Below are 26,349 nucleotides of genomic sequence, written 5' to 3' on the forward strand. Positions count from 1 at the left end.
ATGAACCTCATTTCAAGCATGCCACGCCTGCCGATTCTGATGACGCTATGCCTGCTGGCAGGCTGCAAGACTCACCTTGACCCGGTCAGCTATTCGCCGGGTTACACGGCGGTGACCCGCGCCGATGGTCGCGTGGAACTGGTGCCGGATGCCTGCATGCAGCCCGCTGCGCAGGACGACATTGGCGTAGGGGAAGATTTTCAGCCGCTGCTGCCGCCGGGCTGCGCCAGCAATCTGATTCTGTTGCAGATGGTCGAGCAGCGCTCGGACGTGGTGCAGGGCCGTAGCACCGGCCCGGTGATGGCAGCCCCGGTGGGGCGGGCCGCGCAGGTGTACATCGATGGCTATGACCGCGAAGAACTGCGCCGCCGTCAGGCGGAGCAGCAGGCCAACACCGACACTCGGGAGGCGCGATGATTTCAGCGAGCGTCGACCAGACCCAATTCGCGTGCCTGTTCGGCACGGTCGGGTATTGCCTTGATACGTCGAGCCTCGGCGATCAGTTTGCTGCGTTCGGCCTTGGGAATGTCGTCGAAGGTCATGCTTTTGAGGTCTTTCTCTTTACCGGCGAGCACCATCACCAGCAATTGATTGCGCTGGTGGCGGGGTTGCGCCAGCGGCGACTGGCTAACGCGGTCAATGGTTTCCAGGGCCTTTTTATTGTCGTCACCCAGCACATAGGCAAGGGCCAGGTTGCAGCGGGTGTCCAGATCGTTCGGTGCCAGACGAAGGCTGGTATTGAAGGCGTTCTGGGACTTGTCGGCCTCACCGCTGAGAATGTAGGCGATGCCCAGTCGGTTCCACGCCTGCGGCTGCTGCAGGGCAGTCGCGGCCTGATTGAGTACGGTGACGGCGCGTTGCAGCTTGCCCTGACGCAACTGCGCGGTGCCCAGGCCCAACAAGGCGTCAGGGTCATCGGCCTTGAGCTCCAGCGCACGTTGATAGGCGCGCTCCGCGCCGCGCGTGTCGTTGCTGGCAAGCAGTGCGGCACCGAGTTTACGCCACGATTCGACGCCGGCTTCAGGCTGTTGCGTGGCGCGCTGGTAGAACGACGCAGCCGTCGTCGAGTCGCCGCGTTTTTCCAGGTCGGCTGCCAGTTGCATGAAGCGCTCGTAACTGGCATCGGTCTTGGGCTGGGTCGTGCACGCCGTCAGGGTCAGGCAGCCGAGCAACAACAACGTGGAGATGGAACGAGGTGGCATGGACAGGGCTCTTGTGAAAGGGGACGGGGCGAGGCAATTCAGCCGTCGACGGCCTTCGCGGGCGAGCGCCAGTTTATAGCCCCGGCGCTGAATTGCGACCGTTTTTTGAGCATGGTTTTTCGCGTCGCTGCGGGCCAGCGTTCGAGGCAGCGCCGCAACCGGCAGGGAGGGCGCCATGCCGTTGTTCAAGGCTGAGTGGCGCATCGCGCTACGGCTGTTGGTGATTCTGCTGTGCTCACTGCCCGGTGCGTTGAACGCGGCGTCGGAGCGCGAACCCGAGTGGTTCGCCGAGCCTTATGCCTATGTGTTGGTCGACCAGGATATTCGCGGTGCACTCACCGAGTTCGCGCAGAACCTCGACCTGATCGTGGTGTTCTCCGACAAGGTGCGCGGCAACGCCCGCGGTACGGTACGCGGCGAAACGGCTGGAGAGTTTCTTGGCCGCCTGTGCGATGCCAATCAGTTGAGCTGGTACTTCGACGGTAACGTTCTGCACATCGCGGGTGCTGATGAGGTCGGTACGCGGGTTTTCGACCTGCAGGGCACCCGGCTGCAAGAGTTGCAGGACTATCTGGCCCGCTTGCAGGTCTCCGGCCAGCCGATGTCCAGTCGCGTCAGCCCGGATAACGACAGTCTGTTCGTGTCCGGACCGCCAGCTTATCTGGCGCAGATTCAGCAGCATGTGGATCGTCAACCTGTCGCCGAGGCCGCACCCGTGGTGCGCGAACGCGGTGTGCGGGTGTTTCGAGGCGGTGTCGTCACTCAAGTCGCCACCGACCGTCAGTAACCCCAAAAGGAGCACTACCCATGTCCGTCAACTCCGTAGATAGCAATGTCGACGTCAATGTTTCCAGTCAGGAATCGCGTTTCAACGCCGCCGTCGAGAACGCCGAACAGGCCTCCAGCGACAGTGAGTTCAACGACGCGCTGATCACTCAGGCCGTCACCATCGGTGGGCAGTTCATCATCATGCCGCGAGCTCAGGAAATGCTGAACGAAGCCCAGTCCGATGACGACTCCGAATAGGGTACGACCATGTCTGTGAATCTAGCTGCGTCACCGGCGGCGGCTGCCTTGCCGTCGCCGGGAGGAGGCGCGGGGCCGCAGGCTTCGCAGAACCTCTTCGAACACATGGCCGAGACGTCCAAAGGGATGCCGCAGGGCGCCAGCCCGCATCAGATCGGCACCAACCTGATGGAGCGGCTGGACGGCTTTATCGACCGCTCTCGGCAGTTCTCCCAGCGTGCCGACGCCTTGACCCAGGGCAGCGCGCCGCAGGCGGCCAGTCAGCCGCCAACAACTGCCGCGAGCGCTGCTCAGACGACCGGCAAAGTCGGTGGGCCGCAGGTCGATCAGATCGTGCAGTCGTTGGGGCGGATGTTCGACTACTCCATCGAAACCCAGATGGTGGTGCGCGGGGCGACCCAGATATCCGGCTCCGCCAACACCCTTCTCAAAGGTCAATGAATCATGTCCAAACGCTGCCGTGTCCTGCGCCTGCTGATCGTGGCCGCGCTTGCCAGCCTGTTGCAGGCCTGCGACATCGATCTCTACACCAACCTTGGCGAGCGAGAAGCCAATGCCATGCTGGCTGTGTTGCTGCGCGACGGCATACCGGCGTCGCGCAAGGTGCAGGACAACGGCCAGCTCAAGGTCATGGTCGACGAAAAGCGCTTCGCCGAGGCCATGGCAGCACTGGACGATGCAGGCTTGCCGGGGCAGAGCTTCTCCAATATGGGCGAGGTGTTCAAGGGCAATGGCCTGGTGTCCTCGCCAGTACAGGAGCGCGCCCAGATGGTCTATGCGCTCAGTGAAGAGTTGTCACACACGGTTTCGCAGATCGACGGCATTCTGTCCGCGCGGGTGCATGTGGTGCTGCCGGACAATGACCTGCTCAAGCGGGTGATTTCACCGTCCTCGGCCTCGGTGCTGGTGCGCTACGACCCGCGCACCGACATCAACGTGCTGATACCGCAGATCAAGACCCTGGTCGCCAATGGTATTTCCGGGCTGGGCTACGACGGTGTGTCGGTGACGGCCATCAAGGCAGCGCTCCCCGACAAGGCCGGCGCGCAGCCGCAACTGGCGAGCTTTTTCGGGCTGTGGATGCTGGAGGATGATGTTCCGGCGGCGCGCTGGCTGTTCGGCAGCCTGTTGCTGATTGCGCTGGTGCTTGCCGGATTGCTGAGTCGTCAGTTCTGGCAACGTCGCCGGGTCGAGGGCACCTATGTCTTGAGCGATGCACCATGAATGCTGCGCTGACCGAGCAGTGGCAGGCACTCGTCGAGCGGCCTTTGACGTATGTCCGCGAACGCTGGCTGGCCGAATGCCTGCAACGCGATGTCGATCCTGCCACGCTGGCTTCACTGCGCGATTCGTCGCGCTTTGCTACACGCTTCGAGCAGCTGTTGAATGCGCATTTCAAGCTGCAACCACTGCCGCAACTGGAACAGCCAGCGCAGAGTGACCTGGCTGTTCTGTTGTTGACCGACGAAGATTTTGCACGTTTGCCCCGCTTGTGTGGCGCGGTCTGGCATGCCGCCACGCTGAGTCGGGAAATTCGTGGTGACGTGGTCAGCGAGTACCGTCAATTGCTGGGTGACGATGCTTTTTCACTGGCACTCGCTCAGCGCCAACTGGCCGGGGCCGCCAACCTGCTGCGCACACCGGTCGAACTCGTCCAGGCCATCGATCGCGATGGTGCGCGCTGCGTGGCCGCCTGGCTCGAGGCCCAACCCATCGAATTGCAAGCCTGGCTGCGCCTGCGTCTGGACATTGCGCAAAATCAGCCTCAGCCAGGCGATGAACGACAGGTGGCCGTGGTGCGAACCGTTGCCCGCCTGCTGACCGGGAGCGACGACCATGAGTGATCTGCCGACCCGACCCGCTTCACGGATCGTGCGCGCTGCCGAAGCGGCCCGCTGGATCGACGGCTACGCGTTCGTCGAGGCCGCTCATCAGGAGGCGCGGTCGGTTCGCGAAAACAGTGCGCAATGGCTGGAGCAGGCCCGCGCCGAAGGTTTCGAGCGCGCCCGTCAGGACGGCGCCGAGCAGGTCGCGGCGTTGCTGGCAAAGACCAGCGCCGAGGTCGAGCGTTACCTGGCGGGGCTGGAAAGCTCGCTGGCTGAACTGGCGCTGGGGATTGCCCGCCAGGTGCTGGGCGAACTGGATGACCACGAACGCCTGCTGCGCTGCACCGCAGAGGCACTGTCGGCGTTTCGTCAGGATCAGGCGCTGACGCTGTATGTGCCGCGTGCCGACGTCGAAGCGTTGCGTCGACGGCTGGCCCACGAGGCGCCGCCGGCACTGAAGTCGCTGAGTGTCGTCGGTGATGATCAGCTGGCAGCCGGTCAAGCGCGGCTGGGTAGCCCGGCGGGCTCCGTTGAACTCGGGCTGGACGCGCAACTGGACAACCTGCGGCGTGCGCTGTTGCCGTTGGCAGAAGGGGATGCTTCTTGAATGAGGCCCTGGTCAGGCTGCTGCCCGGTCTTCAGCGGCGCTTGCAGCTCGCCCAGCCCAGACCGATGCGCGGCACCTTGCGCAGCATTCGCGGCGTGTTGTTGCGCGCCAGTGTGGCCGGGGTACGGATTGGCGAGCTGTGCATGTTGCGCGACCCTGGAAACGGACGAGAGCTGTCGGCCGAAGTGATCGGGTTCGATGAGGATGACGCGATTCTGTCGCCGATCGGCTCCATGGAAGGGTTGTCGACCCGTACCCAGATCATCGCTACCGGCCAGGCGCTGGGCGTGCAGGTCGGCGACGCCTTGCTGGGCCGGGTCATCAGCCCGATGGGCGAGTTTCTCGACGGTCCTGCACCGGTGGTTGCCAGCGGTTTGCAGCGTTACCCCTTGCATGCCGAGCCACCCGCGCCGTTCAGTCGTCAGCGCATCGTCAAGCCACTTTCGCTTGGGGTACGTGCCATCGACAGCCTGTTGACCTTGGCGCAGGGACAACGCATGGGTATTTTTGGCGAGCCAGGGGTGGGCAAGTCCTCACTGCTGGCCAGTATCGTGCGTAACAGCAATGTCGATGTGATTGTCATCGGCCTGATCGGCGAGCGCGGACGTGAAGTGCGTGAACTGTTGGAGGGGCAGCTGGATGCCGCGGCGCGGGCGCGCACGGTTGCCGTGGTTGCCACCTCGGATCGGCCTGCCGCCGAGCGGGTCAGGGCGGCCTACGTGGCGACCACCCAGGCTGAATATCATCGCGACCAGGGCCGCAGCGTGCTGCTGCTGATGGACAGCCTGACCCGATTTGCCCGTGCTCAGCGTGAGCTCGGTCTGGCGGTGGGTGAGCCGCCGACCCGGCGCGGTTATCCGCCGTCATTTTTCTCGGCGTTGCCGCGTCTGCTGGAGCGCGCCGGCCCTGGACCATCAGGCAGCATTACGGCGCTGTATACCGTGCTGACCGAAGGTGATGCGAGCATGGACCCGGTGGCTGAGGAAACCCGTTCCATTCTCGACGGCCACATCGTGCTGAGCGCCGATCTGGCACAGCGTGATCATTTTCCGGCAATCGACGTACTGCGCAGTCGAAGCCGCCTGATGGACCACATCGCGACAACAGAACACCGGCAACTGGCATCGCGGATGCGCGAGCTCATCGCCCGGCGCCAGGAGATCGAGCTGTTGATTCAGGTGGGTGAATACGCGGCCGGCAGCGACCCGCTGGCCGATGAGGCGATTGCCCGGCACGCAGACATTGAGGCCTTTCTGCGTCAGCCCGCCACCGAGCATGACAGTCTGGAACTGACCTTGATGCAGATGCGCAAGGTGCTGGCATGAATTGGAACGTTGGTTGCTCACCCCTTGCACATCTCGCTGTGATGACTGATCGCATGCATGTTCTCTTTCGATGCCGAACGGCATTTGCCATGGGAAAGATTTATGAAAACGGCTGACTTGCACAGCTTGCAGGCCCTGCGCGTGCTGCGTGAGCAGCGCGCCACAGCGCGTCTTGCTGCACAACGTGAACGCTGCCGTGAGGCCAACAGCGAGCTCGATCAGGCCCGTGAAGCCTTGCGTCTGCACCGGGAAAAGCTCGTTCGGGAAGCCGAGCAGGCATATGGCCGGTTCAGTGAGGGGCTTTCGGTCAGCGCCTGGCGAGCGACCCAGGAGCGCTTGCAGCAACTGGATGATGAACGTGTGGCGTTGCAGGCCGATGCTGATGCCGTGGCCCTGACACTTGAGACCGAAGAGCAGGCCCGCGAGCGCCTCAGGCACGTTCACAGGGAGCAGCAACAGAAAACCAAAGCCTGGCAAAGCCTGGTGGAGCAGCGCGTGCGAAGTGATGCACGTCTGGCCGAACAGCGTGACGAAGCCGATCAGCCAGCAGCGCCTGGCAGTGCCGCTGCAACTGCTGTGACATCTGCCCAGATATCAGGAACCGAGCCATGACGATGTATGCCGGCCCGATTGCTGCCGATCCGTCGTGCCGCGAGGTGCTCAAGGCGCGATTGGCGCAGTTCGACAGTGAGGCACTGGACCTGCACAACCGGCTGCACCGCGCCCTGAAGCCTTGGCCGGTGCTGCTGGGCGGGCAAGCGGTGCAGGTGCTTTGGGCCAGCGCGAGTGGCGATTGCCGGCAGCCGGTGCGTGTGGCCATCGCGCTCGGCGGGCATCGGATCGAACTGAATATCCCGCTGCGGCTGCTTGAGCTCTCGGGGTTGGGCTGGCAGCCCGGTGCAGCAATCGAAACCGACGCTGACGCATTGCTGCTGGAACAGGCCTGGTTGAGCTTGATCGAGCCGCTGGAAGGGCTGTTGGGCGAACCTCTGCGCGTAGTGCCATGCACGTCCGACCAACCGCATAAGGGCCTGCAGGTCGCCGTCGAGGTGCGCGCCGGCGATCAGCCGGCTCAGGCGTTGAAAATCCATTTCGACGCCGCCAGCGCCCAGCGGGTGAGCGCGCTGCTTGAGCAGCACTGCGCGGTCACGCGTGACCCGCTGCAAGGCTTGCGTCTGGCGTTGAGCGTCGAAGCCGGGCAGGCGCCATTGACTCACGCCGAACTGCGCAGCCTGTTACCAGGCGATGTAGTGATGCTCGACACCCTGGCCGATGCGCAGGTGCTGCTGCGGCTGGGGCGTCACTGCCAGACCGTCGTCAGACGCCAGGGCGACACGCTGGTCTGGCAAGGCGCGTTGCGTCCCGGCAGCCCTGCATTTTCTCCGTATCCCTTTGACAGGAATGACCCGATGAGTGAAATGAGCACCGATGCCGATCTGGATGCCTCGCTGGACGATTTGCCGCTGACCCTGATCTGCCAGTTGGGCAGCATGGAGCTGACCCTTGCGCAGCTGCGCGAAATGGCCCCTGGCAGCGTTCTGCCCTTTACCAGCCAGGCGCATGACGAAGTGGACCTGATGGTCAACGGTCGCCGTATCGGTCGTGGTGAACTGGTGATCATCGGCGACGGTCTGGGCGTGCGCCTGCTTGGCTTCAGCGGCTCATGAACGGTTACCAGCCGAATTTGATCGAGATCATTCTGGTCGTTGCTACCATCGGACTGATTCCCCTGGCCGTGGTGACCCTGACCGGTTTCATGAAAATATCCGTGGTGCTGTTCCTGATCCGCAACGCACTGGGCGTACAGCAGACACCACCGAACCTGGTGCTTTACGGCATCGCGCTGATCCTGTCGGTCTACGTCACCACGCCGCTGATCGGCGACATGTATCGGCAGGTGCAGGGCCGCGATCTGAGTCTGCAGAACGTTCAGCAGCTCGAGGAATTGGGCAGCGCCTTGCGGCCGCCCTTGCAGGCACATCTGTCGAAGTTCGCCAACGAAAGCGAGCGCGGGTTTTTCGTGCAGGCGACCGAAACCATCTGGTCACCCGAGGCACGTGCCGACCTGCGCGATGATGATCTGGTGGTACTGATCCCGGCATTCGTCAGCTCCGAACTGACTCGGGCCTTTGAAATCGGCTTTTTACTGTACATCCCGTTTCTGGTCGTTGATCTGCTGGTGTCCAACGTCTTGATGGCCATGGGTATGTCGATGGTTTCGCCCACATTGATTTCAATTCCGCTGAAGATATTCCTGTTCGTGGCCCTCAGTGGCTGGTCACGCCTGATGCACGGGCTGATTTTAAGCTACGGGGGCTGAAGTCATGGGCCAGGACGTATTTCTGTCGCTGATGAATCAGGCGCTGATGACTGTGCTGCTGCTGTCCGCACCTGCGCTGATCGTGGCGATTGTGGTGGGGTTGGGCGTGGGACTGCTGCAGGCGCTGACCCAGATTCAGGACCAGACCTTGCCGCAAGTGGTCAAACTGGTAGGCGTGCTGCTGGTCATCGTATTCGTCGGGCCGTTGCTGGCAGGGCAGGTGGCCGAGCTGGGTAATCAGGTGCTGGACAATTTTCCGCTGTGGACGCGTTGAACAGCCATGGGCGCTGATCTGACCAACGCGTTCATCGAAGTTGCCTACCCGGTGATCAGTTCGACATCGCTGGCTGCGTCGCGGGCCATGGGTGTGGTGATCATCACGCCGGCATTCAACCGTTTGGGCCTGACCGGCATGATTCGGGGTTGTGTGGCGGTCGCCATCTCGGTGCCGATGATCCTTCCCGTTTTCTCCGCGTTCACCTCCATGCCCGAGCACAGCGGATTCTTTCTGGCTGGATTGATGATCAAGGAATTGCTGATCGGGTTGCTGATCGGGCTGTTGTTCGGCATCCCGTTCTGGGCCGCCGAAGTGGCAGGTGAGCTGATCGACCTGCAGCGTGGGTCGACCATGGAACAACTGGTCGACCCGCTTGGACAGGGGGAGGCGAGCGTGATGGCGACCTTGCTCACCGTTATGCTGATCACGCTGTTTTTCATGTCCGGCGGCTTCATTCTGATGGTGGACGGCTATTACCACAGCTATCAACTCTGGCCGGTGACCGAATTTACACCGCTGTTCAGCAGCGCGGCGTTGACGTCGATTCTGGCGATTCTCGATCAGGTGATGCGCATCGGTGTGTTGATGGTCGCGCCGCTGCTGATCGCCATGCTGATCACGGATCTGATGCTGGCCTACCTGTCACGCATGGCCCCCAGTCTGCATATTTTTGACCTGTCATTACCGGTCAAGAATCTGTTTTTCTCGGTGTTGATGGTGGTCTACATCGGCTTTCTGATCCCGGTGATGATCGATCAACTGGCACAGTTCCGAGGCACCATCGAGGTGCTCAAGGCGCTCGCGGTCGAGGGCGGCTGATGGGCGAATCCAGCGAGGAGAAAAGCCAGCCGGCCACGGACAAGAAGCTGCGCGATGCGCGCAAGAAGGGTCAGGTCGCAAAAAGCCAGGACCTGGTCTCCGGCATGGTCATTCTGTTGTGTACGTTGTGTATTTCGGTGCTGCTGCCCAAGGCGCGTGCGCAGGTCGAGGCCTTGATTGATCTCGCGGCATTGATTTACATCGAGCCCTTCAACGATGTCTGGCCGCGGCTGCTCGATCATGCCGAGCAGATCGTCATCGGCATTACCTTGCCAGTGGTGGCGGTAACGGTCGCGGCGGTGATTCTGACCAACATCGTGACGATGCGTGGGGTGGTGTTTTCGGTGGAGCCCATTCAGCCGGACATCAAACGCATCAACCCTGCCGAGGGATTCAAACGCATTTTTGCGATGCGCAACCTGATTGAGTTTCTCAAGGGGCTGGTCAAGGTGGTACTGCTGGGGCTGGCGTTCTATGTGGTCGGTCGTCAGGCCCTGCAAGCGCTGATGGAGTCGTCGCGCTGTGGTGAGGGCTGCATTGAATCGACGTTTTATCTGGTCCTCAAACCGCTGGTATTCACCGTGCTGGCGGCGTTTCTGCTGGTTGGTGCAGTGGATGTGCTGATGCAGCGCTGGCTGTTTGGTCGAGAAATGAAAATGAGCCACAGCGAGCAGAAACGCGAACGCAAGGACGTCGACGGCGACCCGATGATCAAACGCGAACGTCAGCGCCAACGGCGCGAAATGCAGGCCCTGGCGACCAAGCTCGGGTTGGCGCGGGCTTCATTGATGATTGGCGATGCTGGCGGCTGGGTGGTGGGCGTGCGTTATGTTCGCGGCGAAACGCCAGTGCCGATAGTGGTCTGTCGCGCCGCACAGCACGAGTCCGCCGCATTGCTGGCCGACGCCGCGCCACTGGGCATTGCTCTGTGGCCCGACGCAAGTCTTGCCGAGTCGATTGCAAAGCGAAGCGTGGCGGGCGACCCGGTGCCGGAAAACACCTTCCAGGCGGTAGCCGATGCATTGGTGGCCCAGCGGCTGATCTGATGTCAGCCACCTCGCACGTGTCTGGCGCGCTGCACGGTGACAGCGCTGTCGCTCCTCACGCCTCGGTGAACATGTTCTGGACATTCTGTGCCCGGCTTGAAACTACAGGCCAACGCTGACCACCGGGGCAAGCCTCGTGTATTCAGTGCACCATCGGACTGTAGCGGGTTGCCGGTGTGCCGCGCACCACCTTCAGACGGTTGAGGTCGGTGTTGATGCGCCATGCCCAGAAATGCGTACCGTCCTCACGTGCCGTGTCCAGTGCCTGAGCAAGCATCATGCGTACATCCTCAAGCGAGTAGTCATGCGGCTGGTCGAGCATCAGTTGGGCCTTGACCCGCATGATCTCCGGCAAATACCAGCGGTCATGATTTTCTACCGCGCCGATATGAAGCTCATCGAGAATTTCCAGTGCCAGAGGTTCGAGTCTGAGTGCCGCCAGACCTGATGCGTACTCGGTGTGCAGCATCGCATGCAGCGGCGTTTCCACATGGTTGCGCAACTGCTGCAGGGCTTCTCCCAATAGCGGCACACCCGTTGCGGCATCGCCTTCGCGAATCGCCAGAATGCTTTCATAGCAACTGGTCAGCTGGCGCCAGACATGCAGGGGCTGACGTTCGCTGCTCTGTTTGAGCAGCTTGAGGAAATGCCGCGTCTTGTGCAGCGTACCGGCAATCAGCGTCGCCGGGATCGCACTGATCGCCAGGGTGTACCACAAGGTTGCAGGATGACTCAGTGCAATAGCCTGTTGCACATTGGTTTCCAGGGCGACCATCGCCTGGCCGGTATTGCCGATCAGCAACTGAACCTGGGCCCGCAGCGACTGCGCTGCAATACGCTGGTCGAAGTGCATGTCGATAATGTGCGAGGACGGCGAGCGCGGGGCGCCAAGTGCTTCTTCGATGGCCTGACGCGCCGTCTTCATATCGCCCATATAGAACGCGCTGGTGGCGCGCATGCGTCTGCCCAGCAACTGGCAGTCAGCAATGCGGTAATCCTTGCCCAGTGCCAGAAATTGCGAGGCGACCTGCGTACCCTGCAGATGCTTGTTGCTGCAGGTGTGGTCGTTCCACTTGCCCCACAGCGCCCGCAGGCGGTATTCGGAGTCGTCCAGCGCTTCGGCATCTTCACTGACCTGCTGCCAGACTTCGCGCATTTTCTGTCCCGCACCGTAGGTCAGCATCAGAATGCTGCCGGACATGGTCAGCAGACGCATGCGCTGCCGACGATCCATGTGTGCCTCTTCCACCTGCCGGGGCAGGCCGTGGTTTACCCAGTCCTGATATTCGCGCACCAGCGACAGCCGCAGCCACAATGGCGAACTGCACAGCGTGAGTTCGACCCCCAGCTGGCGGTCGCCCTCGGCCGAGAACGCCCAGGTGAGGGCCGCTCGAATGGTGTCGATCTCTATACCGTAACGCTGGGTCCAGAGCTCCTGGGGCATTTGTTCGAGATCCTGTTTGCCTTGTTCCAGAAGCGTCAGTGCCCATTGAGCGTGAGCGCGGCACAGGCGTGGTACATCATCGAACTGCACCAGTTTTTCGTGGGCGTAGAGACGTGTCGTTTCCAGCAGCCTGAAGCGCTTGCCCTGGCTGTGATCGAAGGCGCCGAGCAGCGATTTTTCCAGCAGGCTTTCGAGCATCGGCAATGTCATCCGCACGTCCGGCAAACCGATGTTGACGATCGCCATGACCCCGTCAATGGTGAATGAACCGTTGAATATCGACAGCTGGCGCAGCAACGCCTGCTCGTGCCCGGTGAGCATTCCGTAGGTCCAGTCCAGCGTGGCACTCAGCGAGCGCTGGCGTGGCAAGGCGGTGCGAAGGCCGGTCATCTGCAGTCGAAAACTGCCGTCCAGCAGGCCGACCAGGTCATGAATACCGAAGGTCCTGGCGCGTGCAGCAGCCAGTTCGATGGCCAGTGGATTACCGTCGAGTTTGCGGCAGATGGCGGCGACCGTTCCGGCGTCACCGTCATTGAAGGCAAACTCGGGGTCCTGCTCTCTGGCACGGGTCACGAAGAGCGCCACCCCGGAATAGCCCATGGCCTGCGCGGCAGTGAGCACTTCGTGCTCATCAGGCACTTGCAGCGGGCCGAGTTCATGCACCCATTCGCCCTGCGCACGCAGCGGTTCGCGACTGGTCACCACGATGCAGCATAGCGGTGCATTGGCCAGCAACGCTTCGACGGCAGCGGCGGTTTCGTCGAGCACATGCTCGCAGTTATCGAGCACCAGCAATTGCGGGCGACCGACCAGCGATGGCGGTATGTCGTGCAGCGGTTGTTCGTTTTCGGCGCTAAGCCCCAGTGCGGAGGCGATTCTGCCCAATATCGGTTGCGTGCCGTTGACCGGCGTCAGGTCGACGAACGCGGTGCTGAGGCCCGATTGCGCGGCCAGACTGTCAGCCAGTGCCTGCGCAACGGTCGTTTTGCCGACGCCGCCCGGACCGCTCAGGGTCAACAGACGCCGGGAGAGTGTCAGTTCCGACAGTTGCTCTATCAGTTCGTCACGCCCAAGCACCTGACGGTTGATTGCCGGCACGCTTACGCTGGCGAGTGTGTCCGCTGGCGCAGGTTCGTGGCGGACCGCCTGCTGCACACTGACCGGCGCGACGAATCGGTAGCCACGGCCCGGCACAGTGACAATGTAATTCTCGTCGGCATCCAGTGCCCTGCGCAGGGCAACGATTTGCGCACGCAGGTTGCATTCTTCGACCACCGCTCTGGGCCATGCCAGTGCCAGCAGTTCGGCTTTCTCCAGCAGTTCGCCTGGCCGAGTGGCAAAAGCGACCAGCAATGCCATTGCGCGGCTGCCCAGTGGCACCGGCTGTGAATCCTTGAGCAGCAAATATTCGCGTGGAAGCAGGGTGAACGGGCCAAAGTGAATGGCCTCGTTGCTGCGCGACGCCTCACCTGTTTCCTGAATGGCCATTTCATTCTGGCCGCTTGCTTCGAAATCCATGCTTAGACCTGTGTCAGAAGTAATAACTGCGCCGCCGCACCGTGCAGGAGCATGAAGGTCCCGATCTGTGTCCGTGTGGTGATGAGTGTTCCGTTTATCTGCCAGCCTCCGTTGACCTCCGGCAGATCAGTTGTAACTGAGCGGACACTCCGTGTTACCGGGTGTGCACCAATGCCTGACCGCATGCCTGATTTAACGCGTTGACTGCCCGGAAAGCGGAAAGTCTAGTGACATGAGATGACTGTTATGAGATCGATGCACAAATCGCGCCCACGTTAATTGACATCAGTTAGCCGCCACTCCGTTTACCGTTGGTCGACTTGTAACGATTTTTTGTCAACACGCCATTTGCCCGAACGGTCGTTTAGATGACGGTTGCAGAACTAATGCGACCGGTATGTCCACTTGCAGAGAACCTCATGAATCGAACCGTCAATGCTGCAGAGTTGCATATCGACTTTGACAAGGACCGGGAAAAAGCCTTGTTCAAGTGGCTCATTGCAAGTTTTCTGATGGGCAAGCGAATTCAGTCGGCCATCGCCTGTGAGGCGTACCGGGTCATCATCGAAAAGCATGACCGCGACACGCCACGCAAACTGGGCCAATGCAGCCATCGCGAGGTGGTCAGCATGCTCGGCGAAGCGCATTACGTGCGCTATGACGAGTCCACGGCCGATAGACTGCTGGCGCTGTGTGCCGGGCTCAACGCTGACTACGCGGGCACGATCGGCAATCTCCACGAGGCGAGCGAAGACCGCGCAGACTTCGAGAAACGTCTGGCAGCCTTCAACGGCATTGGCCCCAAGACTGTGGAGATATTCATGCGTGAAGCCGGCAAGGTGCTGTATTGAACACCCCGTTATCATTGCGTACAGGCTGTGCGGGCTGGAGTCTGGGGCGCGAGCACTGTGCTGAATTTTCCGCTGCCGGAACTCATTTGCAACGTTATTCGTCACGCTTCAACACCGTTGAAATCAATAGTTCGTTCTACAGGACACACCGTCCGCAGACTTACAGGCGCTGGGCACAGTCAGTGCCTGACGATTTTCGCTTTTCGGTAAAGATCCCCAAACTGATTACTCATGATCAACGGTTGCAGGATACTGAAGTGTTACTGGATGTGTTTCTTTCCCAGTGCAGTGAGCTGGGTGAAAAACTGGGTTGCCTGCTTATTCAACTACCGCCTTCTCTTGACTATATTCCGGATGTCGCAGAACGCTTTTTTAAAGCGCTGCGCAGTCGTTACAGCGGCACACTTGTTCTTGAGCCGCGTCATGAATCCTGGTGCCAGGCCGAGGCACTTCTGGTCGATCAGCGTATTGCACGAGTCGCAGCCGATCCTTCGCCGATCAGCGCGGGCCATGTTCCTGGCGGATGGCCAGGCGCCCGCTACTGGCGGCTGCACGGCTCACCGAAGATTTACCACAGTGCCTACGGCCCTCAACGGCTGGAGTTTCTGGGCCGGCAGGCGCTGGCGTCGGTGGAAGAGGGCGTCGAAACATGGTGCATATTCGATAACACGGCCAGCGGTGCGGCAATCGAAGATGCCCTGTTACTTCAGACGCTGAGCCGCGCACGATAAGTTCGCCTCTTTCCTGCGCCGTATCCGGTCGTCTGGTGTACGGCAAGTTGCGCGGCGATGTCATCCCTTCTTAATGCAAAGTCTTTCTAATCGTAATTGATAGCGGACGCCTGACAGTTATCCAGGCTCCGTGCCTCTGCCTGCAAAGGCCCGTCTCGCACCAGACCAATCCGTAGCGGCGCGCGCTGCCTGCACGAGCGGCGTTGTAACGCCATGGAATGTCGGGTGGCCAATGGAAGGAAATAACAATGACGACTGTTAGCAAGATCAGCACTGAAAAACCCACCGATCCTACCGATGCCAAAGCCTGGGAACAGGCGGTACAGCAATCACGTGAGGTGGGTATCGAGTGGCAACTGCCTGCCGATGACAAACGCTCCGCTCAGCAGATCATCGACGATAGCCCACTGCTGAAAAACCTCGGCGGGCGAGGTGACCGGAGGGAAGCCAGGGAAAACCTGATTGCTCAGGTCGGTGACTACACCAAGGACTCAAGTGCCGCGTTTCGAGCCGTGCAATTGCTCGAACACATTGAAACCTTCGACGCCAACGGTGACCGTCTGGCCGGCAAGGACATCGGTAACAATCGTATCGACGGCTACACCAGCAGCAGCGATGCCCGGCACGGCACGGAGGCCGGTCGTCTGAAGGATTTCGGCAAGGACGGTTTCTCGAGCCTCAAGGGCAAACTGCACGAAATCAGATCGCCAGCCGATGACCCTGCGGTTCGCGAACAGGCCGAGCAGCTCGGGATTCAGTGGGAGCGGCCGAAGGGCGATGAAAGGGACGCCAGAAGTATCGTCGACGGTGACCCTTTGCTCAAAAACCTGGGCAATCAGAGTGACGTCAGGGACATGCTCAAAGAGCAGGTCGGCGACTTCGATACCGACGCAGATGCAGCCTATCGAGCCACTCAGGTGCTGGCCCATATCGAACAGTTCGATAGCAGTGGAGGACGAATTGTCGGCAGTGACGTGGCCAACGGCAGGATCAATGGTTTCACCAAAAGCGGCGAAGCCCGTAACGGCACCGAAGCCGGTCGTCTGCAGGATTTTGGCAAGCACGGTTTCTCCAGCCTCTCGGGTCAATTGAGCAATATTTCGGCGGCTGGCGACAACACCCAGGCCCGCGAACAGGCCGAAAAACTGGGCTTTCTGTGGGAGCTACCCAAGGACGACACGCGCTCGGCACAAGAGATCATCGACGCCAATCCGTTGCTCAGGGATCTCGGCAATCAGAGCGGCGTCAAGGACATGCTCAAGGAACGCGTCGGAGATTTCGAAAAGGACGCCAATGCTGCCTTTCGCGCGGTCCAAGTGCTCGACCGGGTGACGATGTACAACGAGAAGGGTGAGATTCAGTCTGGGGGCGATGTGTTCAACAGTCGAGTCGACGGCTTCACCAAAGGCGCCGAAGCGAAGCATGGCACCGAGGCTGGACGCTTGCAGGACTTCGGCAAACTGGGCTTCGATGCACTGCCGGCGCTGAAAAAGACCGAAGACATCAGCAGTTACAAGGACTTTCTGAAAGCCAGCCCCGATGCTGATGAGGCCTCGAAGCAAATCGCCCGCTATGCAGCAATCCTCGACGAGAACCATGACGCGATCAAGGGCAAGACCGGTTCTGCGGACCTGACCGCCGAGGCGCTGGCGACCTACCGGGACACGCATCCGCAGCTCGGCAAGGAAGTCAGGGAAGCGCTGGATTTCTGGTCGCAACCCGGCGCCTTTGCGCTGCTCGATAATGCCAAAAGCCCGCTCGAGCAAGGCACCGATGGCAAGGCCAGCCGTGGTGACATTCAGGCTTTCCTCAAGAATAGCGCGCCAAAAGACGTCGGTGCCGTGGGCACGCTGCTGGAAGCCGTTGCAGAGGGCAATCTGCTCAACAAGGTCAACACCGACGCGCTCGACAAGGATGTGTTCGAGCATCCGCAGAACTACACCGCAGAGCAGAAGGCCGCAGTCCTGCAGGAACTCAAGGCGGCCCAGAGCCTGATTGTCGAGGGCAGCGGTGCGGGGATGTGGAAGGACGACAAGTCTCAGGTGCAGATTGCCAACAACGTAGGCAGTCATCCCGACCCGCAAAAGCTGCTCGATGACGTCAACGAGCATATCTCGTTGCTCGAAAAGGACCCCGAGGTGGTCACGTTCTACAACGACAATGCGACCAGCGAATTGAGCAAGGTGCTGGAGGGCAGCGACGCGCTGAAAAGCGCCTTGCAAGGCACTTACGACAATGACATCAAGACCGGCAAGGCCCTCGACAAGCTGTGGGACGCCAACACCAAGGACGGCAAGACCGATCAGCAGACGGCTCTGGCCCGGTTCTACAGCTCGGCTCAAAGCGTTCAGGAATCTCTGAGTTTGAGTGATCCGGGTGAAATTCAAAAGGCCGTGCAAAAGTCGGCGCACAATAAGGATTTCGAATCGTTCTACGAGAAAACGCTGGTCTCGGGCGAGCGACTCAACGAGTTGTTGAAGACTGAAAGCTTCGAAGTGGCAACCAGCCAGTTCAGCATGGAAGTGGCGATGTATAACGCTGCGCTGAACCCGGAGTTCACAGGGAAATACGACGACAAGCTGACTGAAAACTACACCGCCATTGCCCAGAACAACGTCTTCAAGGACGCCAGTTTCGAGGATCTGAAGAAGGCTTTTGGCAAGGATGGCGGCGATACACTGGACGAAGCGAAAGTCAGGTCGCTGATCGACCAGATCAGTGAAAGCAACCCCGAGTTGCTGACCAATGCCGACGGCAAGCCGGCCACGTCCGACCAGATTCTGGGCGTATTCCGAGGGAATTGGGATCTGTTGCGTCAGGGCACCAAGTCCATTTCCGAACTGGGCCTGTTCAGTGACAACTCTTCGATCAAGGCTGCTTCCGGTGCCGGAGTCCTGCATGGTGTCAGCGGTCTGTTCATGGCCGGCATCACCATCGCCAAGGGGGCAAATGGCGCGGGGGCGCTGACTGATCGGCAGATCGTCGACATCACCACAGGTTCGGTGCAAAGCGCTACCTTGCTGACCGAGGGCGGCGTCAAGAATGTCACCACGATGTTCAAGGACATCAAGGATATGCTCGAGCCGGACATCTACAAGGAAATAACCACCAACCTGTCGAAACTGGAAAACGCTGCCAAAGGGCTGGGTGGCCTGGCCGGAGTGGCCGCAGGGGCCTATGGCATCTTTGACGGTGTGAAATCGATCAGGAGAGGCGAGCTGGTCGCCGGCGGTATGAGCATCACGGCCGGGTCCCTGGGCGCGATGGCCGGTCTGGCATCAGCGGCAGAGGGCGCAGCAGGCGTCCTGCAGTTGACGGGCAGTGTGGTGCGCGCCTTGCCGTTGCTGGCCGGCACTCTGGGACTGGCCGCCGCCGGGGTGGGCGCTGTGGCGCTGCTGATTCCCGGCATGATCGAGGAGGGCAAACAGGAGACCCGTGTCGACCGGTTTTCCGATCACCTCAGGGACTACCTGACCCAGTACGAGATCGATGGAGTCAAGAACGGCACCCTCATGGACGTGCCGGACAGCGAGTGGCCGGGGCCGGAAGAAACCACCATCGCTTCATAATCGGAGTGGTCAGGCCGGAGCGCCCCGGCCTGCTTTCTGACGCCGATCGACGTAGCGAGTCAGGTCTCAAGCAGCTCACTCAAAGCCTGGCTCAGTTGCTCGGCACTGAACGGTTTGGCGACGCATCGCCGGTCGAGCCACGCGTCAGGTATCCCCAGCCGCCCGTACCCCGAGCAAAACATGAAGGGTATGCCGCGATCGGCAATGGCTGCGGCTATCGGGAACGAGTCTCCGCCGATAATGTTGATATCCAGGATGGCCAGGTCGTACTCGCCGTTACGCGCATATTCAATGCCTTCGTTCAGCGTGCTGGCGTGGTAGGCGGTCGCGAAACCCAGGTCATCGAGCATCATCTCCATCAACGTGGCGAGCATGGTCTCGTCTTCTACCAACAGTACTTTGGGGAGCGAGGTCTGGTCTTCCGATTCTGAGCTCATAAGTGGCTTTCCGGTTTGTCTGGCCAGGGAATCAGCATTGACCAGATGATCCCTGTGAGGGCGAGCTGAATGTCGGCCTGGCCTTTGAGTTCTCGCTCGATGTTGCGGCGTATCAAGCGCAGGCCAACTTTTACGGTGGTTGCAACCGCCTGTTTCCTTCCATAGGGTTTTTCAACCGGGAACAGCCAGCCGCTGCTTGATACGAAGTGCAGTCGTTCGAGGCTGAACGCGATTCAGATGTTTTCTGTCGGCCGCAGCGGGAATTTGGGCGGCCAGCGGCCCGGATGGACAGCGCAAGAAAATGCGGGGTTGCCGCGAAAGTGCGGCGTGGAGACCTGGATGACGCGCTCTGCTGATACAAGCCAGAGATGGAAGGAAGTGGGTCACCATAACAGGTGCCCGTTGGACGCGTAGCTTTAACTGACGATGGCGGGGAAATGCCTGCAAGTTGGCAGGTGTGGGCCTTTAAGGCCCTGCCTGCCGTTTTTTAGCGAGTTATCGGCAAATACTGGGTTGCTATAGGCCCGCTTGGGCAATCAGCCCTGGCCATTCAGCTTGCGCTCAAGCTCACGGTTTTTAGCACGAAGCGTTTCGGCATCCTGCTCTTTTTCCTTGATGGAAGTCGGGGTAATGACCTTGTCCACGCCTTCGGTGGCGGGGTTCTCGTGTGCAATGTCCTTGTGCACCACATCGACCGGCTTGCCGGACTGGTCTGTCGTCGGCGCGGACTGTTCAGGCGTGTGGCTGGAAGGCTTGTCGGTATGCGTGCTCATTGCAGTTCCTCGGTGTGTGTCGTTCTGGTTGGAGGAACGAACGACGCGAAGAGTTCGACCTGTTTTCGTGTGGGCAGGGATTGCCCGCGCAACGGCGTGCAAAAAAAAGCCCCGCCAGACAAGGTCTGGCGGGGCTTTGCTCAAGCTGTGAAAGCCTTAGAGCGCCATGTCACTGGCTGGATTGCTTTTCGCTGGCTGGGCAGCAGGTGCAGGTGTTGGAGTATTACCTGTCTTGTTCACCGGTGGTGGCGGTGTCAGCTGCAGAACTTCGGATGTGTAAGCCCATTCCTCGGCAACACGGTCCGGATTGTTGTTCAGCTTGGTGCCGTAGCTAGGCACGATCTGGTGCAGTTTTGCCTGCCATTCCGGAGTCGCTACCTTGTCCTTGAAGACTTTCTCAAGCACGCCCAGCATGATCGGCGCTGCAGTCGAGGCACCTGGCGAAGCACCCAGCAGGCCGGCAATGCTGCCGTCCTTGGAAGCAACGATTTCGGTACCCAGCTTCAGGACGCCGCCTTTCTCTTCGTCACGCTTGATGATCTGTACGCGCTGACCGGCTTGCATCAGGCGCCAGTCTTCTTTCTTGGCGTTCGGGAAGTACTGCTGCAGGGCAGCGAAGCGATCGTCGTCAGACATCATCACCTGACCAGCGAGGTATTCGATCAGCGGGTACTGTTCGATACCGACGCGAGTCATTGGCCACACGTTATGCGTGGTGGTGCTGGTCAGCAGGTCGAAATAGGAACCGTTTTTCAGGAACTTGGTCGAGAAGGTTGCGAATGGGCCAAACAGGATCACGCGCTTGCCATCCAGAACACGGGTGTCCAGGTGCGGAACCGACATGGGTGGCGCGCCAGTCGACGCGATACCGTAGGCCTTGCCCATATGCTGCATGGCCAGGGTCTGGTTGTCAGTGACAAGCCACGAACCGCCGACCGGGAAGCCGCCGTATTCCTTGGCTTCAGGAATACCGGATTCCTGCAGCAGATGCAGGGCTGCACCGCCGGCACCGATGAACAGGAACTTGGTGTCGGTCTCGGTGACAGTACCGTCTTTCAGGTTCTTGTACTTGACGCGCCAGGTGCCGTCGTCGTTGTGATTGATGTCTTCGACTTCGCTCGACAACTGCAGATTGAAATTCTGCTTGGCTTTCAGATTGGCGACGAACTGGCGGGTGATCTCGCCGAAGTTGACGTCGGTGCCGATCGGGCTCCAGGTCACGGCCAGCTTCTGCGCCGGGTCACGACCTTCCATCATCAACGGGACCCACTTCTTGATCTGCTCGTGGTCTTCGGAGTACTGCATGCCGCTGAACAACGGGCTGGCTTGCAATGCTGCGTAACGCTTGCGCAGGAACTGGATGTTGTTGTCGCCCCACACGAAGCTCATGTGCGGAGTGGAGTTGATGAACGAGCGCGGGTCTTTCAGGACGCCGGTCTTGACTTGCCAGGACCAGAACTGACGGGAGATCTGGAACGCTTCGTTGATCTCGATGGCCTTGGAGATGTCGACGTTGCCGTTCTTGTCTTCAGGGGTGTAGTTCAGTTCGGCGAGAGCCGAGTGACCTGTACCGGCGTTGTTCCAGCCGTTGGAGCTTTCTTCGGCGACGCCGTCGAGACGCTCGACCATTTCCATCGACCAGCTCGGCTCCAGCTCGTTGAGCCAGACGGCGAGGGTGGCACTCATGATGCCGCCGCCGACGAGCAGTACGTCGACTTTCTTGGTTTCAGCCGCCTGCACGGGCATCAGGCCCATGGAAATGGCCAGACCCAGGAGGGCCGTGTTCACTTTTTTAAACATTCTGTCATCCATCTGATAAACGCCATCCGCCGACTACTCCTGGGAAACGGCTCGTCACATGCATTGAAGCCTGCGACAAACACTCGCACCCACAGGGACTAGAGGTGGACATACAAGGCCAATATAATACCGCTCGAGACCTCAATTTATGTCCTGCTGCGCTGACTTCTTATCATCATTGGATTCAGCGTCATGAGTGACATTTGCTCTGTTGGTGCGCTGCGATGCCCGAGGGTCTTGCCCCTGAGCGACTTGCGAAGACACACCTGGTCAGCCTGTTCACGGAGTCTGAGACGCCGCATCGGAGCATAGAGGCACACTCGACGCGCAATTTTATGTACGCGTACTGCGACACACTCTCGGTGGCATACCGGCAAAGACGCGGTATTTTCGCATAATGTGCCCCCCCGTTGCGAGATGCCATCATCAAATTAGCCACGAATGCCTTGATTTAGACACTTCACAGCCTTCCACTGCCTATCTGTATCGGCTTTTTCGCCCGGGTCTTTAGCCGTCAGGCGGACATGGCCCTCACTCGATCTGAAACTCTCCCCGAAAAGTGCGCTCATGCGGCCGTTGGCATTCATGAGCCAGGCTCATAACAGCGTGTGGATCTGCCTGACTAATCAGCGCTTCGACCTCCTGTTAGGGTCCGTATACGGCTGCCATGCCTGTGGTCGCAATGTTCGGATACAGACGTCCGTCAAACAGTTGGAACTTTAGAAGCGCAGACCAGTTAAACACTTATAACGGGTGATAGCGTTTTGGCTTTGATTACCCCCTGAAAATAAAGGCAGCACGTCAGTGAGCAGGAGTACGCCCGGGCCGCTGACCACACCATAACGCCCGGCGCTTTACAGCAGCGCCGGCTATTACCGAGTGATCCTGATGACCGAACCCAAGAAGCACAAGGAAACTGCTGTCGACAGCAGCGCCGTGCAGCCCTCACGCCGAAACTTTCTGAAGTTCGGTGCCTCCGGCATTGCTGCGGCCACGCTGTCTACCTGGATCCCCTCCGACGGCCTGCTGCAGGCGGCGCCTTTGGCACCTGCGGCCCCCGTGGTCGAAGACAGTGACGCGCCCGCAGCGGGTGAGCAGCGCATCCAGTTGAAGGTCAATGGCCAGGTTCATACCCTGAACGTGCCGGCCAATGCCGTTCTGCTCGATGTGCTGCGTGACCGCCTGCAACTGACCGGCACCAAGAAGGGCTGTGACCACGGCCAGTGCGGCGCCTGCACGCTGCTGGTCAACGGGCTGGCGATCAACTCCTGTCTGTCCATCGCCGTTCAGCATCAGGGCGACAGCATTACCACCATCGAAGGGCTGGCAGAGGACGGCAAGCTGCACCCGGTACAGGAAGCGTTCTGGGAACACGACGCCTACCAGTGTGGTTATTGCACCTCCGGACAGATCATGAGCGCGGTCGCGATTCTCAAGGACCCGAACATTCCGTCCGACGACGCCAGCGTCAGAGAAGCCATGAGCGGCAATATCTGCCGTTGCGGTGCCTACAAGAACATTCTGTCTGCCGTGCAATCTGCGCGCTCGAAAATGGGAGGTGCTGCCTGATGCGAACTTTCGACTACGCTCGTGCCGCTTCGCCCGCGCAGGCTTTCAGCACAGCGTCCGGTGAGGGGCAACGCTTCTATCTGGCTGGTGGCACCACGCTGCTGGATCTGGTCAAGCTCGACGTGATGCAACCGCAGCAGCTGGTGGACATCAATCATCTGGCGTTGAAGCAGGTCGAGTCGCTGCCGGATGGCCGTCTGCGCATCGGTGCGCTGGTCAGCAATACCGACCTGGCGAGCCACCCGCTGGTGCAGCAGCGCTACCCGGTTCTGTCCGAAGCGATCCTTGCCGGTGCGTCGACTCAATTGCGCAACAAGGCGACCACCGCCGGCAATCTCATGCAGCGTGTGCGCTGCCCGTATTTTCGCGATGGTATTTCAGCCTGTAACAAGCGCCAGCCGGGCTCCGGGTGTGCAGCCATCGGCGGGATGAACCGAAGTGTGCACGCAGTGCTGGGCACCAGCGAGCACTGCATTGCCACGCATCCGTCAGACATGTGTGTCGGCATGGCGGCCATCGGCGGGCAGATTACCGTTCAGGGCGCCAATGGCTCGCGGGATATCCCGTTCGCTGACTTTCATTTGCTGCCTGGTGATACGCCAGAGCGCGAACACGCGCTGGCGCCCCATGAGCTCATCACCCATGTGACACTCGACGCCCCGCTGTCAGGCAGCCGCTCGTCTTATCTGAAGCTGCGCGACCGTACTTCGTACCAGTTCGCCCTGGCGTCCAGCGCCGTGATTCTAGTGATGGACGGCAAGCGCATTACCGATGCGCGCATTGCACTGGGCGGCGTGGGCACCAAGCCGTGGCGTGCCCTGGACGCCGAACGTGCGCTGATCGGTCAGCGTGCCGACCTGGATACCTTTGCGCAGGTCGCAGCGGTAGCGATGAAGGGCTCGCGGGGCTATGAACACAACGCCTTCAAGATCCCGCTGGGACAGCAGGTCATCGTCCGCAACCTTCGTGACCTCACGGCCTAGGAATTTCTCATGAGTGAAAACATCATTGGTGTGCCGCAGCGTCGTATCGACGGCGGCAAGAAAGTCAGTGGTCAGGCGCGCTATGCCGCGGACCATCCGATGGGCAAGATGCTTTACGCCTATGGCGTCTACAGCACCATCGCCAACGGGCGCGTGGTGGCGATAAAGGATCAGCAGGCCAAGGCGATGCCTGGCGTGGTCGATATCTTTCACCACGACAACTTCCCCTCGTTGCACCGTACTCCGAACACCAAGCTGAGCTTCGCCAAGATGCTTTCGGCCAGCAAGGCCGACGAGCATCGCCTGCCGTTCGAGGATGACCGGGTCTATTACCCTGGCCAGTTTGTCGCTCTGGTGGTGGCCGAAAGCTTCGAGCAGGCGAGGGCGGCGGCCTATCGCGTGACGGTTGATTATGACGAGCGTCCAGCGGTCAAGGACCTTGACGAAGGTATGCGCGTCAACGGCGCCCGCGATGGTGGCGCAGGGCACAATCGGGGCAACCCGGACAGCGCCTTCGACGGTGCAAAAGTGAAAGTCGATCAGACCTACACCACGCCGGTCGAAGTGCACAACCCGATGGAAATGCACGCCAGCACCGCGTGGTGGCAGGACGGCAAGCTGTTTGTCTATGAAAGCACCCAGGGCGTGGTCAACCACCGCAACCTGCTGGCCAACGTCTTTGACCTTTCCCCCGACCGGGTGGAAGTACGCGCGCCCTTCATAGGCTCGGGCTTTGGCGGCAAGCTGTGGCCGTGGCCGCATTCGGTCGCAGCGTGCGCCGCTGCGAAAGTCACCGGGCGACCGGTGCAGCTAGTGCTGCCGCGTGCGCAGATGTTCACCACGGTGGGGCACCGTCCGGAAACTCGCCAGCGCCTGCGTCTGGCCACCGATGCGAGCGGCAAGCTGGTATCGATTCGTCACGAGTCGTTCAACAACACCTCGATGCTCGATGACTACACCGAAAACTGCGGTGGCGTGACCAAAAGCCTGTATGCCTGCGATAACGTGCTGGTCAGCCACAAGATCAGCCCCATCAACCGCGGCACGCCGACCTCCATGCGCGCGCCGGGCGCGGCCCCGGGCCTGTTTGCACTGGAGTCGGCCATTGATGAAATGGCCCTGGCCAGTGGCATGGACCCTCTGGCATTCCGCAAGCTGAACCTCTCTGACAAGGATCAGAGCGCGGGCCTGCCGTGGTCCAGTAATCACTTGCCTGAAGCCATTGACAAGGCCGCCGAACGGTTTGGCTGGCACGCGCGCAAGGCTGAAGTCGGTTCGATGCGCGAAGGCGATGAAATCATTGGTTACGGCATGGGCGCCTGCAATTGGGAAGCCTATCAGGTGCCTACCGATGCGCGGGTCATTCTGCGTTCCGATGGCACGGCCCTGGCTCAGTGCGGCTTGCAGGACATCGGTACCGGCACTTACACCATCGTCGCGCAGACCGTCAGCCAGTTGACCGGCATTCCCATGGAGCGCGTCGAGGTGGAACTGGGCAGCTCGTCGTTCCCGGCAGGCCCGGTATCCGGCGGCTCTTGGGTCACCGCCAGCGTCATGCCGGCGATCGCCGGTGCCACCCGCGAAGCGTTGCAGAAGCTGCGCCAGTACGCCGTCAGCAAGGATGCAGTGTTCGCCGGACAGGACGCCGAATCGATCAAGGTCGAGAACGGTCAACTGGTCATGGGTGAGCAGCGTGCGAGCTTCGTCGATGTGCTGAACGGTCAGCGCCTGTCGCGTGCCGAGGGCACCTTCCAGAGCGGCATGCCTGAAGCGGGCAAGTACTCGTTCCGCTCGTTCGGTGTGCATTTTGTCGAGGTGCGCTGGGATCCGGGCATTTCCAGCCTGCGCGTCTCGCGGGTGGTCAGTGCCATTGACGTGGGCAAAGTGGTCAACCCGCTGGCAGCACGCAATCAGGTGGAAGGCGCAATTGTGATGGGCATCGGTATGGCCTTGTTCGAGGCCGGTGAATACGATCCGCGTAGCGGCATGCCGGTCAATAACAACTATGCCGAGTACGTGGTGCCGGTGCATGCGGATCAGCCGGACATCGACGTCCTGCTGCTCGATTATCCGGATTACAACCTGGGTGAATTCGGCGCACGTGGTATCGGCGAGATTGGTGTGACCGGGCTGGCGGCGGCAGTGGCCAATGCGGTGTATCACGCGACGGGCAAACGGGTACGCAGCCTGCCGATCAGCAAGGAAAAACTGATGGCAGGGTTGTAG

25 protein-coding genes are annotated in these 26,349 nt (G+C 60.5%); 20 read left to right on the forward strand and 5 right to left on the reverse strand.

From position 1 onward, the window contains the following. Positions 1-417, forward strand: coding sequence for a hypothetical protein (locus tag BT119_RS17710; protein WP_003369187.1), 417 nt, complete (start codon positions 1-3; stop codon positions 415-417). A gap of 2 nt (positions 418-419) precedes the next feature. Here the strand turns inward: BT119_RS17710 and BT119_RS17715 are convergent, their stop codons facing one another. Then, a complete protein-coding gene (locus BT119_RS17715) occupies positions 420-1,202 on the reverse strand; it encodes a tetratricopeptide repeat protein (RefSeq protein ID WP_042930740.1) in 783 nt (260 codons plus the stop codon). A 175-nt stretch (positions 1,203-1,377) separates the two neighbouring features. Here BT119_RS17715 and BT119_RS17720 point away from each other — a divergent pair, with 175 nt between their 5' ends. The 13 genes from BT119_RS17720 to BT119_RS17780 all read left to right on the forward strand — a co-directional run bounded on the left by BT119_RS17720 (position 1,378) and on the right by BT119_RS17780 (position 10,448). Continuing rightward, positions 1,378-1,989: a hypothetical protein gene (locus BT119_RS17720; protein ID WP_003369189.1), complete on the forward strand. Its 612-nt coding sequence runs from the start codon at positions 1,378-1,380 to the stop codon at positions 1,987-1,989. Between the two features lie 20 nt (positions 1,990-2,009). Then, positions 2,010-2,228 (forward strand): hypothetical protein, encoded by a 219-nt coding sequence (locus BT119_RS17725; protein ID WP_003369190.1) that lies wholly within the window; start codon positions 2,010-2,012, stop codon positions 2,226-2,228. A 9-nt stretch (positions 2,229-2,237) separates the two neighbouring features. After that, a complete protein-coding gene (locus BT119_RS17730) occupies positions 2,238-2,669 on the forward strand; it encodes a hypothetical protein (RefSeq protein WP_032609606.1) in 432 nt (143 codons plus the stop codon). Between the two features lie 3 nt (positions 2,670-2,672). Then, positions 2,673-3,452, forward strand: a complete 780-nt coding sequence (gene sctJ / locus BT119_RS17735) for a type III secretion system inner membrane ring lipoprotein SctJ (RefSeq protein WP_058416151.1) — start codon at positions 2,673-2,675, stop codon at positions 3,450-3,452. Then, complete coding sequence (locus tag BT119_RS17740) at positions 3,449-4,072, forward strand: type III secretion protein (RefSeq protein WP_072366507.1); 624 nt, start codon at positions 3,449-3,451, stop codon at positions 4,070-4,072. Before sctJ ends, BT119_RS17740 begins: the two co-directional genes overlap by 4 nt. Next, positions 4,065-4,661: a FliH/SctL family protein gene (locus tag BT119_RS17745; RefSeq protein WP_003369199.1), complete on the forward strand. Its 597-nt coding sequence runs from the start codon at positions 4,065-4,067 to the stop codon at positions 4,659-4,661. Before BT119_RS17740 ends, BT119_RS17745 begins: the two co-directional genes overlap by 8 nt. After that, the gene (locus BT119_RS17750) at positions 4,658-5,986 is read left to right on the forward strand and encodes a FliI/YscN family ATPase (protein WP_054081506.1); all 1,329 of its coding nucleotides are present in this window, start codon (positions 4,658-4,660) and stop codon (positions 5,984-5,986) included. Before BT119_RS17745 ends, BT119_RS17750 begins: the two co-directional genes overlap by 4 nt. A 102-nt stretch (positions 5,987-6,088) precedes the next feature. Continuing rightward, complete coding sequence (locus BT119_RS17755; RefSeq protein WP_003369203.1) at positions 6,089-6,598, forward strand: hypothetical protein; 510 nt, start codon at positions 6,089-6,091, stop codon at positions 6,596-6,598. Beyond that, the gene (gene sctQ / locus BT119_RS17760; RefSeq protein ID WP_058397006.1) at positions 6,595-7,653 is read left to right on the forward strand and encodes a type III secretion system cytoplasmic ring protein SctQ; all 1,059 of its coding nucleotides are present in this window, start codon (positions 6,595-6,597) and stop codon (positions 7,651-7,653) included. Before BT119_RS17755 ends, sctQ begins: the two co-directional genes overlap by 4 nt. After that, positions 7,650-8,306, forward strand: a complete 657-nt coding sequence (gene sctR, locus BT119_RS17765) for a type III secretion system export apparatus subunit SctR (protein WP_003369210.1) — start codon at positions 7,650-7,652, stop codon at positions 8,304-8,306. The genes sctQ and sctR overlap by 4 nt, the downstream gene beginning before the upstream one ends. A 4-nt stretch (positions 8,307-8,310) precedes the next feature. Then, entirely contained in the window at positions 8,311-8,580 is a 270-nt protein-coding gene (locus BT119_RS17770) for an EscS/YscS/HrcS family type III secretion system export apparatus protein (protein ID WP_003369212.1), read from the forward strand. A gap of 6 nt (positions 8,581-8,586) precedes the next feature. Beyond that, positions 8,587-9,402, forward strand: coding sequence for a type III secretion system export apparatus subunit SctT (sctT, locus tag BT119_RS17775; RefSeq protein WP_003369214.1), 816 nt, complete (start codon positions 8,587-8,589; stop codon positions 9,400-9,402). Further along, a complete protein-coding gene (locus tag BT119_RS17780; protein WP_003434215.1) occupies positions 9,402-10,448 on the forward strand; it encodes an EscU/YscU/HrcU family type III secretion system export apparatus switch protein in 1,047 nt (348 codons plus the stop codon). Before sctT ends, BT119_RS17780 begins: the two co-directional genes overlap by 1 nt. A 142-nt stretch (positions 10,449-10,590) precedes the next feature. Here the strand turns inward: BT119_RS17780 and BT119_RS17785 are convergent, their stop codons facing one another. Then, entirely contained in the window at positions 10,591-13,410 is a 2,820-nt protein-coding gene (locus BT119_RS17785; RefSeq protein ID WP_058416154.1) for an ATP-binding protein, read from the reverse strand. Between the two features lie 419 nt (positions 13,411-13,829). On the opposite strand from BT119_RS17785, the gene BT119_RS17790 reads away from it, so the two are divergent. The 3 genes from BT119_RS17790 (at position 13,830) to BT119_RS17800 (ending at position 18,561) form a co-directional block, all read left to right on the forward strand. Further along, a complete protein-coding gene (locus BT119_RS17790) occupies positions 13,830-14,261 on the forward strand; it encodes a hypothetical protein (protein WP_060707697.1) in 432 nt (143 codons plus the stop codon). Continuing rightward, positions 14,258-14,992, forward strand: coding sequence for a DUF72 domain-containing protein (locus BT119_RS17795; RefSeq protein ID WP_058416156.1), 735 nt, complete (start codon positions 14,258-14,260; stop codon positions 14,990-14,992). The genes BT119_RS17790 and BT119_RS17795 overlap by 4 nt, the downstream gene beginning before the upstream one ends. A gap of 248 nt (positions 14,993-15,240) precedes the next feature. Then, positions 15,241-18,561 carry a type III effector HrpK domain-containing protein gene (locus BT119_RS17800; RefSeq protein ID WP_058397004.1) on the forward strand — a complete coding sequence of 1,107 codons (3,321 nt, stop codon included), beginning with the start codon at positions 15,241-15,243 and terminating at the stop codon, positions 18,559-18,561. A gap of 59 nt (positions 18,562-18,620) precedes the next feature. Here the strand turns inward: BT119_RS17800 and BT119_RS17805 are convergent, their stop codons facing one another. The 3 genes from BT119_RS17805 to mqo all read right to left on the reverse strand — a co-directional run bounded on the left by BT119_RS17805 (position 18,621) and on the right by mqo (position 21,571). Continuing rightward, on the reverse strand, positions 18,621-18,998 hold the full coding sequence (locus tag BT119_RS17805; protein WP_003434210.1) for a response regulator: 378 nt from the start codon (positions 18,996-18,998) through the stop codon (positions 18,621-18,623). 536 nt (positions 18,999-19,534) lie between these two features. Then, the gene (locus BT119_RS17810) at positions 19,535-19,771 is read right to left on the reverse strand and encodes a hypothetical protein (RefSeq protein WP_003369228.1); all 237 of its coding nucleotides are present in this window, start codon (positions 19,769-19,771) and stop codon (positions 19,535-19,537) included. A gap of 156 nt (positions 19,772-19,927) precedes the next feature. Beyond that, positions 19,928-21,571 carry a malate dehydrogenase (quinone) gene (gene mqo / locus BT119_RS17815; protein ID WP_003369230.1) on the reverse strand — a complete coding sequence of 548 codons (1,644 nt, stop codon included), beginning with the start codon at positions 21,569-21,571 and terminating at the stop codon, positions 19,928-19,930. Between the two features lie 888 nt (positions 21,572-22,459). Between mqo and BT119_RS17820 the strand changes: the two genes are divergently transcribed. From BT119_RS17820 to BT119_RS17830, 3 genes are read left to right on the forward strand one after another with little or no spacing between them, the layout of a single operon-like run. Beyond that, complete coding sequence (locus tag BT119_RS17820) at positions 22,460-23,140, forward strand: (2Fe-2S)-binding protein (protein WP_003369233.1); 681 nt, start codon at positions 22,460-22,462, stop codon at positions 23,138-23,140. Continuing rightward, a complete protein-coding gene (locus BT119_RS17825) occupies positions 23,140-24,123 on the forward strand; it encodes an FAD binding domain-containing protein (protein ID WP_003369235.1) in 984 nt (327 codons plus the stop codon). The genes BT119_RS17820 and BT119_RS17825 overlap by 1 nt, the downstream gene beginning before the upstream one ends. A 9-nt stretch (positions 24,124-24,132) precedes the next feature. Then, entirely contained in the window at positions 24,133-26,349 is a 2,217-nt protein-coding gene (locus tag BT119_RS17830; protein WP_003434203.1) for a xanthine dehydrogenase family protein molybdopterin-binding subunit, read from the forward strand.

It is taken from the genome of Pseudomonas sp. NFACC10-1 (assembly GCF_900119195.1).
Taxonomy (GTDB): domain Bacteria; phylum Pseudomonadota; class Gammaproteobacteria; order Pseudomonadales; family Pseudomonadaceae; genus Aquipseudomonas; species Aquipseudomonas cerasi.

Coding starts and splice junctions, on each gene's coding strand:
- BT119_RS17710 (WP_003369187.1), top strand. CDS start 1: ATGAACCTCATTTCAAGCATGCCACGCCTGCCGATTCTGATGACGCTA.
- BT119_RS17755 (WP_003369203.1), top strand. CDS start 6,089: ATGAAAACGGCTGACTTGCACAGCTTGCAGGCCCTGCGCGTGCTGCGT.
- sctT (WP_003369214.1), top strand. CDS start 8,587: ATGGGCGCTGATCTGACCAACGCGTTCATCGAAGTTGCCTACCCGGTG.
- mqo (WP_003369230.1), bottom strand. CDS start 21,571: ATGTTTAAAAAAGTGAACACGGCCCTCCTGGGTCTGGCCATTTCCATG.
- BT119_RS17825 (WP_003369235.1), top strand. CDS start 23,140: ATGCGAACTTTCGACTACGCTCGTGCCGCTTCGCCCGCGCAGGCTTTC.
- BT119_RS17830 (WP_003434203.1), top strand. CDS start 24,133: ATGAGTGAAAACATCATTGGTGTGCCGCAGCGTCGTATCGACGGCGGC.
- BT119_RS17745 (WP_003369199.1), top strand. CDS start 4,065: ATGAGTGATCTGCCGACCCGACCCGCTTCACGGATCGTGCGCGCTGCC.
- BT119_RS17715 (WP_042930740.1), bottom strand. CDS start 1,202: ATGCCACCTCGTTCCATCTCCACGTTGTTGTTGCTCGGCTGCCTGACC.
- sctJ (WP_058416151.1), top strand. CDS start 2,673: ATGTCCAAACGCTGCCGTGTCCTGCGCCTGCTGATCGTGGCCGCGCTT.
- BT119_RS17800 (WP_058397004.1), top strand. CDS start 15,241: ATGACGACTGTTAGCAAGATCAGCACTGAAAAACCCACCGATCCTACC.
- BT119_RS17780 (WP_003434215.1), top strand. CDS start 9,402: ATGGGCGAATCCAGCGAGGAGAAAAGCCAGCCGGCCACGGACAAGAAG.
- sctR (WP_003369210.1), top strand. CDS start 7,650: ATGAACGGTTACCAGCCGAATTTGATCGAGATCATTCTGGTCGTTGCT.
- BT119_RS17805 (WP_003434210.1), bottom strand. CDS start 18,998: ATGAGCTCAGAATCGGAAGACCAGACCTCGCTCCCCAAAGTACTGTTG.
- BT119_RS17740 (WP_072366507.1), top strand. CDS start 3,449: ATGAATGCTGCGCTGACCGAGCAGTGGCAGGCACTCGTCGAGCGGCCT.
- BT119_RS17820 (WP_003369233.1), top strand. CDS start 22,460: ATGACCGAACCCAAGAAGCACAAGGAAACTGCTGTCGACAGCAGCGCC.
- sctQ (WP_058397006.1), top strand. CDS start 6,595: ATGACGATGTATGCCGGCCCGATTGCTGCCGATCCGTCGTGCCGCGAG.
- BT119_RS17770 (WP_003369212.1), top strand. CDS start 8,311: ATGGGCCAGGACGTATTTCTGTCGCTGATGAATCAGGCGCTGATGACT.
- BT119_RS17725 (WP_003369190.1), top strand. CDS start 2,010: ATGTCCGTCAACTCCGTAGATAGCAATGTCGACGTCAATGTTTCCAGT.
- BT119_RS17790 (WP_060707697.1), top strand. CDS start 13,830: ATGAATCGAACCGTCAATGCTGCAGAGTTGCATATCGACTTTGACAAG.
- BT119_RS17810 (WP_003369228.1), bottom strand. CDS start 19,771: ATGAGCACGCATACCGACAAGCCTTCCAGCCACACGCCTGAACAGTCC.
- BT119_RS17730 (WP_032609606.1), top strand. CDS start 2,238: ATGTCTGTGAATCTAGCTGCGTCACCGGCGGCGGCTGCCTTGCCGTCG.
- BT119_RS17720 (WP_003369189.1), top strand. CDS start 1,378: ATGCCGTTGTTCAAGGCTGAGTGGCGCATCGCGCTACGGCTGTTGGTG.
- BT119_RS17785 (WP_058416154.1), bottom strand. CDS start 13,410: ATGGATTTCGAAGCAAGCGGCCAGAATGAAATGGCCATTCAGGAAACA.